The organism is Halomonas sp. BN3-1, assembly GCF_003056325.1.
Classification (GTDB): domain Bacteria; phylum Pseudomonadota; class Gammaproteobacteria; order Pseudomonadales; family Halomonadaceae; genus Halomonas; species Halomonas litopenaei.
Map to the genome: position 1 here is coordinate 40560 of NZ_PYVV01000002.1, position 15637 is coordinate 56196.

The following is a 15637-nucleotide window of genomic DNA, read 5'->3' on the forward strand; positions in this document are numbered from 1 at the left end:
AAACTGCGCTTTCTCACCGATTTTTGCCTTGTCTAACCTTCGCTCGTCGACTTTTCGGACAGCGCCTAGCGCGGGGGCTTGGCGAGAGTTCTTGGCGAGAGCCCTTAGCGAGGGTGCCTAGCGTGGGTCTTCGGGGGTATCCAGGTCGCGCACCACGCCGGGATCATCGACGTCGATCTCGAGCAGTGCCTGGCGGTGGCGGTGCAGTAACGCTCGGGCGCCGTCCTGGCCGTGAAGCTGCGTCATCTCGTGCCAGAAGTCGCAGCCAACGATCACCGGGTGGCCGGGTTGGCCGTGAAAGCGCGGCCTGACCAGTCGGTCGGCCCTGGCGCTGGCGGCAAGCCGGCGGCAAGTTGGTGCCGAGATCCAGGCCATGTCGCCGAGCCATACCGCCGCTGCGGTGAGCTCAGGACGTTGCTGCTGGCGTTGCTGAAGCAGCCAGCGAAAGGCCGCCGACAGGCTGTCGCCAAGGGCGTCGCTGGGACGTTCAAGCGACAGCAGCTCGAGGTTGGCAGACGGTGCAAGGTCCCAATCGGCAAGGCTCTCGCCCGGCCCCAGCACCACCAGCCGCCGAGGGGTCAGTCTGGCCGCCGCCGCAAGGCTTGCCGCCAGCAGCCGGCGACCATCTTCGAGGCGTGCATGGCGCTTGTCCGCGGCGCCGAAGCGCCGTGAACGCCCCGCCGCCGCTACTACACAGATCAGCGGGGTGGCGTGGGACGGATGGCGGCCATCCTCACAAGAGGGGGTTGAAGCAGGAGTGCCCGACTGGCCGCTAGAGCGCATTGCGGTCCTTGCCCCGGCGTACCCGAACGATATCGGCCATCACCGCCAGGGCGATCTCCGCCGGGGTCTTGCTGCCCAGGTTCAAGCCGATCGGCATATGGATACGCGCGATCTCGTCATCGCTCAGACCACCGCTGCGGGATAGCCGCTCGGCCCGCGCCCGGGACGTCTGCAGCGATCCCATCACCCCGATGTAGAACGCCTCGGAGCGTACCGCCTCGATCATCGCCAGATCATCGATGCGCGGGTCGTGGGTCAGCGCCACCACCGCCGTGGCAGCATGGCAGCCACCTTCGGCGATAAAGCGTGACGGTAGGGTCGCCACCTTCTCGATGTTGCCGGAGGCGCCCCCGAGGTCATCGATAAAGGACTCCAGCATGCCTTCCCGAGGGTCGCAGACGATCACCTCGAAGCCGAGCCCCACGGCGAACTGGGCGCAGGCGACGGCCACCGGCGAGACCCCGGCAAGCAGCAGTCGGGCGGCCGGGCCGACGCGCAGTTGCGCACTGGCCTCACCATTCCCATCGACCAGAACGACGCGATCACCCAGGCCATCGTCCTGAGTGAGCGAGAGCGTGCCGGTGTCCAGGTCTACCCGGCGAATCAGCGGCTTGCGTCCTTCCAGCGCCGCCTCCAGGGCCGAGAAGTGCGCCAGTGCCGCCTGGTCGGGGGCGAAGCGTTCGACCAGCACATCGAGCACGCCGCCGCAGGGAAGGCTGGGCGCCGGGTAGTCGACGCCATCGCCGGCGCCGTAGCGCACCCGCCTGACCGGCGTATCGAAATCACCCTGCCCAAGGCGCTCAAGAAAGTCCTCCTCGACGCAGCCGCCGGACAGCGAGCCAACGTGATCGCCGTCACGGGTGGCAGCCAGCCAGGCACCGGGTTCGCGTGGCGATGAGCCATAGGTGGACAGCACCGTGGCCAGCCACAGGGTGCGCCCGTCGCGCAGCCAGGCGAGGGCACGTCGCACCACCGTAAGATCCAGATGTTGCATGGTCAGCGTGTCCTGTGTGTGACGAGCGCCACGCCATCAGCGTGGCGCTCGGGTGGCGGGTCAGGCCCCCAGTGCGGCCTTGAGAGCCTCCGGCCGCATCGGCAGGTCGCGCAGGCGCACGCCGGTGGCGTGAGCGATGGCGTTGGCGATGGCCGGTGCCACCACACAGGTGCCTGGCTCGCCTAAGCCGACCGGGGTGTGGTCGTTGTCGACGAATTCAAGGTCCAGCTCCGGCACCTGATGCATGCGCAGCGGCGTATAGCTGTTCAGGTTGAGGTCCGCAGGCCGGCCTTCGGCGTACTCGGTGCCTTCGTGCAGGGCCATCGACAGCCCCCACAGCAGCGAGCCCTCCAACTGGGCCATGGCACCGTCGGGATGGGCCAGGGTGCCGGCATCCACCACCGAGGTCAGCTTCTCGACCGTCACCTCGCCGCTGGCACGGTCCACCTTGACGCGGGCGACACAGGCCACCCAGGTCGGCATATGGCGTTCCTGGCCGAAGCTCAGTGCCACACCGAGACCGGTGTCCTCGGGCAGGGCGTCGCGCTCGCTCCAGCCGGCCTTGTCGAGCGTGCGTTCGAGGACTGTCTTGAGGCGCTCGGCGCCGCCGACGCTGTTGGGCGCCTCGCCGGCGTTGCGTCCTTCGGCCTTGAGCAGGTTCCGGCGGTACTCGGCAGGGTCCTGGCCGGCGGCCAGCGCCAGTTCGTCGATATGGCTCTCCACCGCCCAGGTGGTCCAGCCTGGCCCCACCGCGCGCAGATAGCCAGGAACGAAGGCCTCGTGGGCCTTGTGGTTCTGCTGGGCCCACACCCGCTGGGCGCCCAGTGCGTACCAGTGGTCGGCACCACTGATGGCGAAGGAATCGATCTTGCCGCCACCCTCGACGAATTCGCCGAGAAAACCGGGTGCGATATCGGCGGTGGGCCAGCCGGCGGCGGCGGCGTGTTCGCTGGCCTGGATGGCGCCGTCGGCTGCCAGGGCCGAGCGCAGCCGCTGCACCGAGGGTGAGCGCACGCAATCCATGCGACTGTCATCGGGGCGGGTAAAGACCATCTTGACCGGGGCATCCACGGCCTTGGCGGCCAGCGCAGCAGGCACGGCATAGTCGCCATAGAGACGGCGTCCGAAGCCGCCGCCCAGATAGTACTGGTGGAAGGTCACCTGGCTCTCGTCGACTTCCAGCGCCTTGGCCACCAGGGGTACCGCCACGGACTGCTGCTGGTTGCCGCAGTGGACGTGCCAGTGGCCGTCGCGCTCGACCACGGTGGCGTTGACCGGCTCGAGCTGGAAGTGCAGCACGCTGGACGTGGTGTAGGTGGCATCGATCAGCGACACGTCCTCGGCGGACGCGGCCTGCTCGAGGGTCGACGTCACCTCGCCGATATCGACGAACAGGGCGCCGTTGTCACGGCTCGGCGACTGGGTCAGACGGCGGCCTTCATCGAGGATATCGGCCTCGGTGATCGAGATGCCGGAGCCGTTTTCCCATTCAATCTTCAGCGCATCGGTGGCGCGCATGGCGGCGGAAAAGTTGTCGGCGATCACCGCCAGCCAGCCCTGGCACAGGCCCGAGGGGTCCTCCAGACGGATGGTCTGGCGATAGCCGGCGATAGACTGGGCCGCGCTGTCATCGATGGAGGTGGCGCGGGAGCCGAAACGGGTAGGCGGCAGCACCGGGCGGGCATAGAGCATCCCATCGACCTTGGCGTCGATGCCGAAGACGGCCTCGCCGGTGGTCTTGGCGGGGATGTCCTGGGCTCGGCCGGAGGTGCCCAGCACGCGGCGCTCGGAGGCCGGCTTGAGCTCGATGGCTTCAAGCTCTTCGGCGCTGTAGCTGCGCGACAGGGTGCCGCTGGCAACGATCTCGCCGTAGCCGATGCGCTTGTCGCCGCTGATGACCTGACCGTCACGGGCCTGGCAGTCGGCGGCGTCGACCTCGAGCAGGCGCGCACCTGCTTCGATCAGCGCCTGGCGTCCGGCGGCGCCGGCACGGGACAGCGGCAGGAAGCTGTGGTTCACCGACCAGCTACCCCCGGTGATCATGTAACCCCACTTGGGGTCGCTGTCGACGTATTCGATGGCGATCGTCGCCGGGTCGACCTCGAGTTCCTCGGCCACCAGGCGGGCCAGGCTGGTGCCCACGTGCTGGCCCATCTCGGCCTTGGTGCAGTGCAGGGTGACGTGACCCTGGGCGTCGATGGCGTACCACAGGGTCGGCTCGAAGCGACCCTTGGCCAGGGCCTCGCTGGCCGCGTCGGCGGCGCCGAAGGCCATGCCGGGCAGGCCAAAGGCGAGAACCGCGCTGGCGCCCAGGGTGCCGATCAGAAAGCCGCGGCGGCTAAGACCGGGGCCAGCTTGGCGATCGGTTGGGGACGTATCGCTGCGGACTGCGGAAGCGCCCCGATGGGCCGCCAGGGTGTCATCAAACCGGCTCATGGCGGGGCTCCTCGGCGCTGGTACGGGTTTCGCTGCGGGCAGCAGTAGCGGAGGCGGGATCGAAGGTCTCTACGCCGCCCTGCTGAAGCGAGGAGGCGCGTTTCACCGCGCGATGGATGCGCACGTAGGCCATGCAGCGGCACAGGTTGCCGCTCATGCCCTGGGTGATCTCGTCATCGCTGGGGGAAGGCTTGCGCTTGAGCAGATCGGCCGCCTGCATGATCTGACCGGATTGGCAGTAACCGCACTGGGGCACCTGCTCTTCTCGCCAGGCCTGTTGCAGCGGGTGGTTGCCGTCGGCGTCGAGGCCTTCGATGGTGGTGATCTCGGCACCTTCGGCGGCGGCCAGCGGCAGCACGCAGCTACGCGTGGCCGAGCCGTTGAAGTGGATGGTGCAGGCGCCGCACTGGGCGATGCCGCAGCCGAACTTGGTGCCGGTCAGGCCCAGGGTATCGCGCAGTACCCACAGCAGTGGGGTCTGGGGATCCACCTCGACGCTCACCGCTTCGCCGTTCAGGGTGAAGCTGGTCATGGGGGCTGGTTCCTCGCTGGTTTCATTGCGTAGCTTCAGGGTCCGTTGGTGCTTCTGATTTTTCTTGTATGCGTCCCTTTTACCCGTTCTTGAGGCAACAGGGGACGCGAGGACGGTCGGGATGCCGTAACTGGCACACCATCTGCCTCTTAATAAGCGATGTCGCGATACTATAGACCAGTCGACTAGTGGGCAACGTTGAATTCGGGAACGGGCGAAATGCGTGGATGGCGGTTACCGCAAAGGCGCCGGGGGCGTCTGGCGCCTCTCGTGGTGAGGGCTGCTTCTCGACATGAAGTTCAGGGCGTCAGTGAATCTAGCTCTCGCTGAGACGTCCATGGAGTGCGTCGACCTTGAGCATTTCGGGGTTCAGGCGAATGCCCAGCCCGGGTTCGCCGCTGACGCGGATCATGCCGTCCTCGACCGGCGGCAGGCCCTCGACGCAGTCGGCGTACCAGCCGTAGTAGAAGGCCCGTGTGAATTCCTGCTCGGCGACGTTGGCAAGCGCCATGGCCAGGTGGGTGGATACCGCCAGCGTCACCGGGCCGGAACAATCATGGAAGGCGATGGGGCGACCCTCGGCTTCGGCCAGGGCGGCGGCCTTGCGGGCGAAGCTGACACCGCCGCCCCAGGTCACGTCGATGATCGGGGTGTGGATACGTCCGCGATGCAGCAGGTCGCGAATCTGCCCCAGGCCGCCGAGGGTCTCGCCGCCGGCCAGGGGGACGCAGGTGTCGGCCAGCTCGCCGAGCTGGTCGAAGCGATCCATCCACAGCGGGTCCTCGATCCAGTCCGGGTCGATGGGGGCCAGCGCCTGGCAGATGGTGCGCGCCGCCGGCAGACTCCAGAGCCCGTGCAGTTCCGCCTTCAGGCGCATGCGATCGCCGTGGACGCGACGGATCTCCTCGAACGGCCACAGCGCACGATTGAGATCGGCGGGCGAGATGGACATGCCGTGGCGGGCGCCTTCGGCGAAGTCGAAGGGCCAGATCTTCATGGCGGATATGCCCATCTCGAGGAGCTCTGCGGCGAGCTCCGCCGGACGCTCGAGAAAGGCGTCCAGGTCCTCGTAGCGGGGAGACGCCCCGTCATCCCCCGAACCACCCTTGATGCCGAAGTTGTCCGGGCGTACCTCGGCGGACTTGGACACATAGTCGGGGCCGGCGCAGGTGTTGTAGAGCGGCACCCGCGCTCGAGTGGCGCCACCGAGCAGGTCATGCAGGGGCAGGCCGGCACGCTGACCGGCCAGGTCCCACAGGGCCACGTCGATGGCGGACAGCGCGCGGGTCTCGGCACTGGTGCCGCCAAAGCCCACGTAGGGTTGCATCTTGCGGTGCAGCGCCTCGATGCGGGTGGCATCCTCGCCCAGCAGCAGCGGGGCGAGGCGGCCATGAACATCGGCGTCGATGGCGTCGGTGCCGAACCAGCTCTCGCCCAGGCCCACCAGGCCGTCCTCGGTGTGGACGCGCACCCAGATCAGTGACGGACGAGCCGCAGGACGCAGGGTTTCGATACGCTGGATCTTCATGCTGGTCTCCGCAAGGTTCAGTGTTTCGCTACCGTTGATCGGCCCCGTTCGTCATCGCCGCAGACCGCTGCCGTTCTCTGCTGTTGTGTATCTTCAATGGCCACCCTCGCTGACGTCGCTTGATCCGCTCAGGCAGCTTGCGGGTGGCCGCCGTCAAATGGCGTGTGACGGAAGCATCATGGCTGCTTTGACTGTGATTCGCCGAGCAGACTGACCAATTCCGGGACCAGTCTTTCACCGTGGCCGGCATCGACGATGTCCTGGTAGAGCCGGGTGATCGCCTGGCTGAGCTGGCGCGAGGCGCCGAGGTCCTCGGACATGCTTTGATAGTAGCCCACGTCCTTGAGCGAGTTGGACAGGCTGAAGCGGAAGCCTGAAGGGTCGGCGTCGGTCAGGAAGGGACGCAGGCGTTCGAGCACCACGCCGCCGCCGCCACCGTTGCCCAGCACCTCGAGCAGCACGGCGTCGTCGATGCCGGCGCGTCGGGAGGCGGCGCTGGCCTCGGCCAGTACGGCGGTGAAGCCCAGCGAGACGAAATTGTGCAATAGCTTCAGGGTGTGGCCGGCGCCCACCGGGCCGCCGTGGGTGATGTGCTCGGCGAAGGCGCCAAACAGCGGCTTGAGCTCGTCAAACAGCGCCTGATCGGCACCGACGATCAGGTTGAGGCGGCCCTCGGCGGCCTCCTTCGGGGTGCGGGTCATGGCGGCGTCGACGAAACGGCCTCCGGCCTCGCGCACCCTGGCGTCGATGGCCTGGGTGGAGCTGGGGATGGCGGTGGAGCAGTCGACCACGATCTGGCCTGGCTTGAGCCCCTCCAGCACGCCGCCTTCGTCGAACAGCACGCTTTCCACCTGGGGGGTGCCGGTGACGCACAGGATCACCAGATCGGCGGTCTCGGCGACCTCGCGGGCGCTGGTCAGAGCGCTTGCCCCTTTGTCGATCAGGTCGTCGCTGGGCTGATTGCCGGGGTGATCGAGAAAGCTCAGGCGATGGTCCGCGCGCAGCAGGCTGGTGGCGATCCCGTGGCCCATCAGGCCGACGCCGATCAGGCCGACGTGAAGCGAGGTGGTCATGTCCCTTTCCTTGTGGTGGTGATGATGGTTGCTGGTCGGTGGTCGAGAGAAGCGGCCCGACACGCTCGGGAATTTCTTGTGTCAGGCCCAGGCTTTTCCAGCGACGTCTAGCCGTGATGAATCGCAATGGTCTTGATGCGGGTATAGCTCCTGAGCCCTTCAAAGCCCTTTTCGCGGCCGTGGCCGGAGCGGCCGACGCCGCCGAATGGGAGCTCGATACCACCGGCGGCGCCGTAGTTGTTGACGAACACCTGGCCCGAACGGATCGCCTTGGCCAGACGCAGTTGGCGGCCGCCGTCGGTGGTCCATACGCCCGCACACAGACCGAAGTCGGTGGCGTTGGCCAGGCGTGCGGCCTCGGCCTCGTCGGCGAAGGCCTGGACCACCAGTACCGGCCCGAACAGCTCCTCGCGGCTGACGCCGTGGCCTTGCGGCACCTGGGTCAACAGGTGGGGGACCACGAAGTGGCCGTCCCGGGGGGCGTCGTCGGCCAGGCGTCCACGGGCGGCGATGTGTATACCGTCATCCTGTGCCGCCTGGATCAGCGTCATCACCTTGTCGCGCTGGCGTTCATTGATCAGCGGCCCGCAGTCCGGGTCGTTCTCGCCGACGTCGCAGGTCAATTGCGAGAAGCGCTCGCTCAGTGCCGCCACCACCTCGTCGTGGATGCTCTGCTCCACCAACAGACGGCTGCCGGCGGAACAGGTCTGGCCGGCGTTCTGGATGATCCCGCGTACCACGGCGTCCAGGGCGCGTTCACGGTCGTCGTCGGCGAACAGCAGCTGGGGCGACTTGCCGCCGAGTTCCATGGTCACCGGCACGTGGTGCACCGCCGCCGCCTGAGTCACCAGGGTGCCGGTCTCCGGCGAGCCGGTGAACGACAGATGGTCGATGCCGGGGTGGGCGGCCAGGGCGGCGCCGGCTTCACGGCCGAGGCCAGGCACCAGGTTGAGCGCGCCTTCCGGCAGCCCGCAGTCGACGGCCAGCTGGGCCAGGCGCAGCACGCTCAGACAGGCGTCCTCGGCGGGCTTGAGCACGCAGGTGTTGCCGGCGGCCAGCGCCGCCGCCACGCAGCGTCCGAAGATCTGGGCCGGGTAGTTCCAGGGGATGATCTGGGCGCACACGCCCCAGGGCTCGCGCAGGGTCATCACCGCATAGTCGGGATCGAAGGGGATGGTCTCGCCGTGGAGCTTGTCGGCGGCGCCGGCGTAGAAGCGGAAGTAGCGCGCGCAGGCGGCGATGTCGCCCCGGGCCTGGCTGATCGGCTTGCCGGTGTCGGCGCACTCGAGGGCGGCCAGGGTCTCCCTGTCGGCGTCGATGGCCTGACTGAAGGTATACAGCCATTCACTGCGCGCCCGCGCCGAGAACGTCGACCACTGGCCAAGCTCGCCTGTGAAGGCTGCCCGGGCGGCGGCCACCGCAGCATCGACGTCGGCTGCGCTGGACGCGGCGATACGGGCGATGACTTCGCCGCTGGCCGGGCGCAGCACCTCGAGGGTGTCGGCGGTATCGACCCAGTGACCGCCGATCAGGGCGCCGGTGGGTGGAGTGAGGGGGAGGGCGTGCATGCTGTCGACTCCTGAGAAGGGGCGGAAGATGAGGTGGGCCCCGGCGCGGCCGGGGCAGTGATCGGTATCAGTAGAGCAGATCGACCAGGCCCAGCGAGATCCAGGGCATGTAGGTGATCGCCATCAGGCAGGCCAGGACCACCAGCACGAAGCGCGCAAGCCAAGGGATCAGCTCGTCGATGGACAGCTTGGCCACCGCGCAGGCGGCGAACAGATTGACCCCCAGCGGAGGGGTGAACATGCCGAGCGCCAGGTTGACCACCACGATCAGGCCGAAGTGCACCGGGTCGATGCCGTACTGCACGGCGATGGGGGTGAAGATCGGGGCCAGCACCAGGATCGCCGCCGAGGTCTCGACGAACATGCCGATCACCAGCAGCATCACGTTCACCGCCAGCAGGAAGCTGACCGGGCTCTCGAACACCTGGGTGACCCAGGCGGCAACCTCGCCGGGCAGCCCCGAGCGGCTGATCAGGAAGCTGAACAGCGCCGCCGCCGAGATGATCAGCATCACCGTGGCGGTGGAAATCACGCTCTGGCGCAGGATCGGCACCAGCTCCGACAGCGGCAGCTCGCGGTAGACCAGACCGCCGACGATCAGGGCGTAGAACACCGCCACCGCCGAGGCCTCGGTAGGGGTGAAGACCCCGCCATAGATGCCGCCGATGACCACCACCGGCATCAGCAGAGCGGCCCAGGCACGACGCATTGAGGTGGTGAAGGCGGCGCGATCCTCGCGGTCGCGCAGGCCGTAGCCGCGCAGCTTGCAGAAGATGTACAGAAACAGCAGCAGCGCCGAGCCGATCAACAACCCCGGACCGATACCGGCAATGAACAGGCGCCCGATCGAGGTGTCGGTGCTGACGCCGTAGAGGATCAAGGGGATGGAGGGCGGGATCAGTACGCCGAGCTCCGCCGAGGAGGCCTGGATCGAGGCCGCCAGCGGACGCGGGTAGTCGTGGGCCACCATCGCCGGAATCAGGATGGAGCCGATGGCGAAGGTGGTGGCCACGCTCGAGCCGGAAACCGCGGCGAACATCATGCAGGTCAGCACGCAGGTCATGGCGAGCCCGCCCTGGAGCCCGCCGACGATGGACTTGGCCAGGTCCACCAGGCGCTGGGAGATGCCGCCGGCGGCCATCAGGTTGCCAGCCAGGATAAAGAAGGGGATCGCCATCAGCGGGAAGTTGTCGATGCCGACGAACATCTGCTGGGGCACCATCAGCAGCGGAAAACGGGTGAAGAACTCGATACCGATCACCGATGCCAGCAGGATCGACACGGCGATCGGCACGCCCAGGGCGAACAGGATGATCAGCGATAGTCCGATGGCGGCGTTCATGGCTGCTTCCTCCCTTCGGTACCGGACGAGGTGCCTGTGTCAGGGCCAGGTCTGGATTCGGATTCAGGCACGTGGGCGGGGGCCTCGGCATCGACCACGCCGATGGTCTCGCGTCCGGTCAGCTGGGCGATCAGTCGAGTGATCACCGACAGCAGCGAAAAGGCGGCGCCGATCGGAATGGCGGCGTAGATCCAGGCGATCGAGATGCCGACGCCGGAGAGCATCTGGTTCTGCACGCGCAGCGTCATCTGATAGCCGTAGATCACCAGGATCGCCAGAACGATCATGCAGCAGGTGGCGATCAGTATCTCCAGCGCCTTGAGGGCGGAGGCCGGCACCAGCTTGTAGATCACTTCGACGGCCATCATGTAGCCGCCGCGAAAGGTCGCCGCGGCGCCCAGAAAGACGCACCAGATCATGGTGGAGCGGGCCATCACCTCCGACCAGGTGGAGGGGGCGTCGAACACGAACCGGGTCAGCACCTGGTAGAAGCCAAGGCTTACCGAGGCGATCAACATCAGCACCGCTGCGTAGAGGGCGACCTGGGAGATGGCCCGCTCGAGACGGAAGAACAGATCCAGCATGGGGCTTTCCTCATCGCGGGTAAGGCCCGAGGACGGGTCAGGCTTGACCGCCCAAGCGCTCGCCCACGGCAGTCAGCGAGCGCTCGGGCGGGAAGGTCAGTCGAGGATCAGTGGACGATCAGCTGCCGCAGTCGCTGGAGCGAATGCGATCGAGCATTTCCGAGCCGTACTCGTCGGTGTAGACCGAGTAGGAGGGCTCGACGGCGGCCTGGAACTGGGACTTGTCGATGTCATCGACCACGGTCATGCCCTTGGCCTTGAGTTCCTCGACTCCTTCGGTCTCGAGTCTCGACACCATCGCTCGCGTGGCCTCGGCGCCGGCCTGGGCGGCCTCCATGAACCAGCCCTTCTGCTCATCGGACAGGCCGTCCCAGAGGATCGGCGAGGCCAGCATGATGGCCGGAGAATAGACGTGGCCGGTCAGCGACAGGCGATCCTGGACCTCCCACAGATTGCCGGTGAGGATCACCGAGATGGGGTTTTCCTGGCCGTCCACGGTGCCCTGCTGCAGCGCGGTAAACAGCTCCGGGAAGGCCATCGGTGTCGGATGCACGCCCATCTCGTTGAACGCCGCCATGTGCATCTCGTTTTCCATGGTGCGGATCTTGAGACCCTGGGCATCTTCGGGGGTCTCGATGTCACGCTGGCTGTTGGTCATGTGGCGGAAGCCGTTCTCGGTCCAGGCAAGACCCACCAGATCGTGCTCGCCGATCTTGTCGAGCAGGTCCTGGCCGACCTCGCCATCCAGCACGCAGCGGGCGTGGTCGTAGTCCTTGAACAGAAACGGCAGGTCGAGCACGTAGGTCTCGGGGACGAAGTTGCCCAGCGGCCCGGTGGAGGTGACCACGGCGTCGATGGTGCCGATCTGCAGGCCTTCGATCATGGCGCGCTCGCCGCCCAGCGCACCGGAGGGCTGCTCGTTGACCGTGAATTCGCCGTCGGACAGCTCCTCCAGGGTCGCCTTGAAGGCATCGATACCCTCGGAGTAGTGAGAGCTGTCCGAGGTGGTGTGGCCGACGGTGATGGTCTGGGCGGCAGCCGCTGGCAGGGCAAACCCGGCCAGTGCCACGGCCAGCAGGCAGGGCTTGAGGTGAAAGGCGGGGCGGCGTGTTGCGTGGCGTACAGTCGTCGTCATTGTTGTTTCCTCTTTGCGGGATGACGCTTGGGTGTGGCCGTGCCCGGTGGCACGGCCGGATCAGTGCTCGTGGTCGGCCAGGGCTCGTCCTCGCCTTAGCCGCTCGAAGTAGTCGTCGCCACCGATCTGACCGCCCTTGAAGGCGATCTCTAGATCCTGGTAGCGCGGGTCGTCGCTGTGGGCCTGGCACAGCGGCGAACCCGGGGTGTCCGGCAGCGGCATCTTGACCGTCAGGGCATGGATGTTCAGGGCGGTGATGGCATGGCTCGAGGTGTCGCCGCCGGCCACGCACACCCGGGTCAGCCCCTGATCGTCCACCAGCGCCTTGAGCATCTCGCCGAGGGCCTTGCCGAGACTGTGGCGGCTGGATTCGGTGGCCAGGCTGTCGTCGTGGCTGTCGGGTCCCATGGCGGTGTGCAGGATGACGCTGCGGCCACTGCTCAGGGCATCCAGCGCCTTGAGGATGGCGGTGGCCATGGCTTCGTTGCGATGGGCGGGAATGGCCAGACTGCGAGCGTCGAGCTCGATGCGCTGAAAACCGGCGTGTTCGACCGCCCAGTGAATCTGGCGTGCGGTGGTGCTGGAGACGCTGCCGGAGACCACCGCGATGCGCTCGACCGTACGGGGCGGTGTAAAGTCGTTGCCCCCTTCCACCAGCCCCAGGCGTTGCCATTCGGCGAGCAGGGCATACTCGACGCCGGACGAGCCGACCACGAAGCCGCCCTTGCCGCCTTGCTGCTGCGGGCGAGTGCGCCAGAGTTGATGACCCACGGTCTGTTGATGGGTGGGTTCGAGCACGTCGAACAGCACCGCCGGATGCTCGGCGAGGGCGTGATCCACGCGTTCGTCGATATCCGGCAGGGCCAGGCTGGGCACATCGATCAGGCCGACCGGCAGAGTGGTCTGGGCGGCCAGGTGGCGGCGCAGGTCCGCCTCGTGCATGGGGGTGACCGGGTGGCGCGACATCACCGGGTGTCGATCGATACGGTAGATCTGATCCTGATAGGCGGCGTAGAGCTCTCCGAAGACGGTGTAGCGGCGCATCTGCGGCACCCCCACCACCAGTGGGATCGGTGTCTCGCCGAAGACGCCGCGCGCCACCTCCATGGCACAACCGATGCTGCCGACCTCGGGGCTGCTGTCGAAGGTCGAGCAGGTCTTGTAGTGGGTCAGCGCTGCGCCCTGTTCGGCCAGCCACTGGAAGGAACGCTTGAGCTCGCGGCGCATCCAGTCATTGGACTCGCTGCGGCTGGTGCCGGCCAGGCCCAGGGCACGGCAATGATCGAAGCGGGCGCGCTGCTCGGCGCTGGGGCGAGCGGTGAACAGCACACTGGGGACGCCCTGGCAGGCCAGGGCCTCGAGCGCGTCGGTGGAGCCGGTCAGGTCGTCGCCGTAGTAGGTCAGCAGCAGGTCGTTCATGGGCAGAAGGTCTCCAGAGCCTGGGCCAATTCGCCATGGTCACGGGCGTGGTCGGACAGCGAGATGCCGCGTGCAGCGGCGTCGTAGGCCTGGCGCAGGCTTCTGACGCCGGCGGCGATACCTCCAGGGTGGGCCATGATGCCGCCGCCTGCGGTGACGATCATGTCGCTGCCGCCCCCCATGGCGCGACAGGTGTCGATGGCCTGGCAGGCGGTCTGGTTGGAGGAGAACACCGGCATCACGGTGTGGGCCGGTCCCGGGGGCTCGAACAGCGGTGTCAGGCAGGCCCGGGCGCTGGCGGCGACACTGTCGTCGGACTCCGAGAACTTGTTGGCCAGACCATTGACGTGAAGGTGATCGACGCCGGCCAGGCGCCAGAAGGTCTGCCAGGCGGCGAAGTCCATGCCCAATAGCGGCTCCCGGCTGAACATGCCCCAGCCGGCGCGGTGGCCGTGGATGGGCAGCTCACAGTGGCGCCGCAGATGACTGACGCCGGCCAGACCCACCGCGTTCAGGGCGACCATCACACAGCTGCCGCCGGCGGCCAGCACGTGGTCGTGGTGCCGGCGCATCTCGTCGATCTCGCCGGTGATGTTGAAGGCCACCATGACCTTGCGTCCGGTGCGCTGCTCATGTTCGAGCACCAGCGGCATTATCGCGTCGACCCGCTCGGTGAACCGGCAGTGCGGGCCGTTGGCCTGGAGTTCATCGTCCTTGATGAAGTCGATGCCGCCATCCAGCAGTTCCTTCACCACCTCGGCGGTGGCATCGGCTGAGAGCCCGACGCTGGGCTTGATGATGGTGCCGATCAGGGGGCCCTGGTCGACGCCGCTGAGGCGGCGGGTACCGTCGATGCCGAACTGGGGCCCGGGGCAGGCCTCGGCAAAGGCGTGGGGCAGGCTGACGTCGAGCAGCCTGAGCCCGGAGAATTCCTTGAGTTCATACAGATTGCCGGCGAGGGTGGCCATCAGCGTGGTCAGTGACGGACCGAGGTTCTCAAGGGGCCAGGACAAACGCACCCGGGCACGCTGGTAGCGGGTGCCGGGCGGCTGGGGCCGGGTCGGCATGGGCAGCGAGGGCGCGTCGACGCTGTCGAGCAATTCGATGGACTCGACCCTGGCCGCATGACGCTTTCGAAAGTCATCGGTTTCCGCGGCCAGGCGGGTGAAGGTGCCGCAGGATTGCTCCCCGGCCATCACCTGGCAGGCCTGCTCCACCTCGAAGGGGGTCTCGATCAGGTAGCTGGCTTCGATTCGGTTCATGCCTGGCCTCTTGATACTCGCGATGGCGCTGTCGTCAGACTCTGTGGAGAGCGTGGCCCCTCAGGTGATGCGCTGAATGCTGTCGGCGATGGCGTCTGGTTCGAACACCCGCTTCCAGTCATCGCGCATCAGCATCGGCTTGCCGTTCTCGATCGCCTTGTTGCAGGCGTCCGAGAAAGCGCCGGGCTGCTCATCGAAGATCACCGCACCGAGGATGTTGAGATGGCCAAGCAGAAAGTCCCTGGCGCACTCATGGCTGACGCCTCGATCCACGACTTCGTCCATCGCTTCACGCATCACCGATAACAGTGTGGCACATACCGTTTCCGACAGACCGGGTTCCAGCAGCGCCATCTGTTCAACGCTGACGCGATGGCTGCGCCCGACGGGGGCATAGATGGTCCTGGCCACGGCCTCGCCGAGGGCAAAGTGGCGGTCATCGCCCTGCATCAAGGCGCTGACGATATGCTGGGTGGCGTGGCTGCCGCCGAAATAGTCGCGCTTGGCCTCGAGGGTGGTCTCGTCGTTGAAGATCGGGGGGTGGCAAGGGTGAGTGACGAAGTAGACCAGGTCGTCACGTTCGGGCAGATGGCCGGCGAAGGGGGCGGCGGCGTCCAGGCAGACCACCATGGTGCCGGCTTCGATCGACGGTGACAGCTCGGCGGCAATCTTCTGGATCAGGGTGTCGGGAACGGCCAGGATGACCACATCCGCGCCGGCCACCGCCTGCTCGGCGCTGTCGACGCACTCGATGTCGAGTTCGTCGCGAAGCCGTTGGCGGCCCTGTTCGCTGACCTCGACGTGACGCACGTCGAAGTCCGAAGTCTTGAGATTGCGGGAGAGGCGGGCGCCCATCTTGCCGCCGGCACCGATCAAGGCAATGGTCGTCATGGCCAGGTAACCTGTGTGAAAAAGTGGAAGAGGCAAGCTTTGCTGCAACTGGTATGATGACAATATAAGTGGCCGAGGCTGTCAAACACG

The 15637-nt window shown here is 67.0% G+C and carries 12 protein-coding genes and 1 pseudogene; all 13 read right to left on the reverse strand.

The features are described 5' to 3' along the window. Positions 1-117: 117 nt before the first annotated feature. Positions 118-783, reverse strand: coding sequence for an NTP transferase domain-containing protein (locus tag C9F12_RS03575; protein WP_108448017.1), 666 nt, complete (start codon positions 781-783; stop codon positions 118-120). After that, on the reverse strand, positions 773-1777 hold the full coding sequence (locus C9F12_RS03580; protein ID WP_108448018.1) for an XdhC family protein: 1005 nt from the start codon (positions 1775-1777) through the stop codon (positions 773-775). Before C9F12_RS03580 ends, C9F12_RS03575 begins: the two co-directional genes overlap by 11 nt. A 60-nt stretch (positions 1778-1837) precedes the next feature. Next, positions 1838-4213, reverse strand: coding sequence for a molybdopterin cofactor-binding domain-containing protein (locus C9F12_RS03585; protein ID WP_108448019.1), 2376 nt, complete (start codon positions 4211-4213; stop codon positions 1838-1840). 85 nt (positions 4214-4298) lie between these two features. Beyond that, a pseudogene (locus C9F12_RS03590) lies at positions 4299-4745 on the reverse strand ((2Fe-2S)-binding protein); the annotation flags it as partial. A 316-nt stretch (positions 4746-5061) separates the two neighbouring features. Then, entirely contained in the window at positions 5062-6273 is a 1212-nt protein-coding gene (locus tag C9F12_RS03595; protein WP_108448020.1) for a mandelate racemase/muconate lactonizing enzyme family protein, read from the reverse strand. 176 nt (positions 6274-6449) lie between these two features. Then, the gene (locus C9F12_RS03600; protein ID WP_108448021.1) at positions 6450-7346 is read right to left on the reverse strand and encodes an NAD(P)-dependent oxidoreductase; all 897 of its coding nucleotides are present in this window, start codon (positions 7344-7346) and stop codon (positions 6450-6452) included. Between the two features lie 107 nt (positions 7347-7453). Then, positions 7454-8914: an aldehyde dehydrogenase family protein gene (locus tag C9F12_RS03605; protein ID WP_108448022.1), complete on the reverse strand. Its 1461-nt coding sequence runs from the start codon at positions 8912-8914 to the stop codon at positions 7454-7456. 67 nt (positions 8915-8981) lie between these two features. After that, positions 8982-10256: a TRAP transporter large permease gene (locus tag C9F12_RS03610; protein ID WP_045991767.1), complete on the reverse strand. Its 1275-nt coding sequence runs from the start codon at positions 10254-10256 to the stop codon at positions 8982-8984. Then, the gene (locus C9F12_RS03615) at positions 10253-10840 is read right to left on the reverse strand and encodes a TRAP transporter small permease (protein ID WP_108448023.1); all 588 of its coding nucleotides are present in this window, start codon (positions 10838-10840) and stop codon (positions 10253-10255) included. The genes C9F12_RS03610 and C9F12_RS03615 overlap by 4 nt, the downstream gene beginning before the upstream one ends. Before the next feature lie 118 nt (positions 10841-10958). Next, a complete protein-coding gene (locus C9F12_RS03620) occupies positions 10959-11975 on the reverse strand; it encodes a TRAP transporter substrate-binding protein (protein WP_045991765.1) in 1017 nt (338 codons plus the stop codon). A 60-nt stretch (positions 11976-12035) separates the two neighbouring features. Next, complete coding sequence (locus C9F12_RS03625) at positions 12036-13394, reverse strand: four-carbon acid sugar kinase family protein (RefSeq protein WP_108448024.1); 1359 nt, start codon at positions 13392-13394, stop codon at positions 12036-12038. After that, positions 13391-14656 carry a ribulose-bisphosphate carboxylase large subunit family protein gene (locus C9F12_RS03630; RefSeq protein ID WP_108448025.1) on the reverse strand — a complete coding sequence of 422 codons (1266 nt, stop codon included), beginning with the start codon at positions 14654-14656 and terminating at the stop codon, positions 13391-13393. The genes C9F12_RS03625 and C9F12_RS03630 overlap by 4 nt, the downstream gene beginning before the upstream one ends. Before the next feature lie 60 nt (positions 14657-14716). Beyond that, on the reverse strand, positions 14717-15547 hold the full coding sequence (locus C9F12_RS03635) for a phosphogluconate dehydrogenase C-terminal domain-containing protein (protein WP_108448026.1): 831 nt from the start codon (positions 15545-15547) through the stop codon (positions 14717-14719). Positions 15548-15637: the final 90 nt, after the last annotated feature.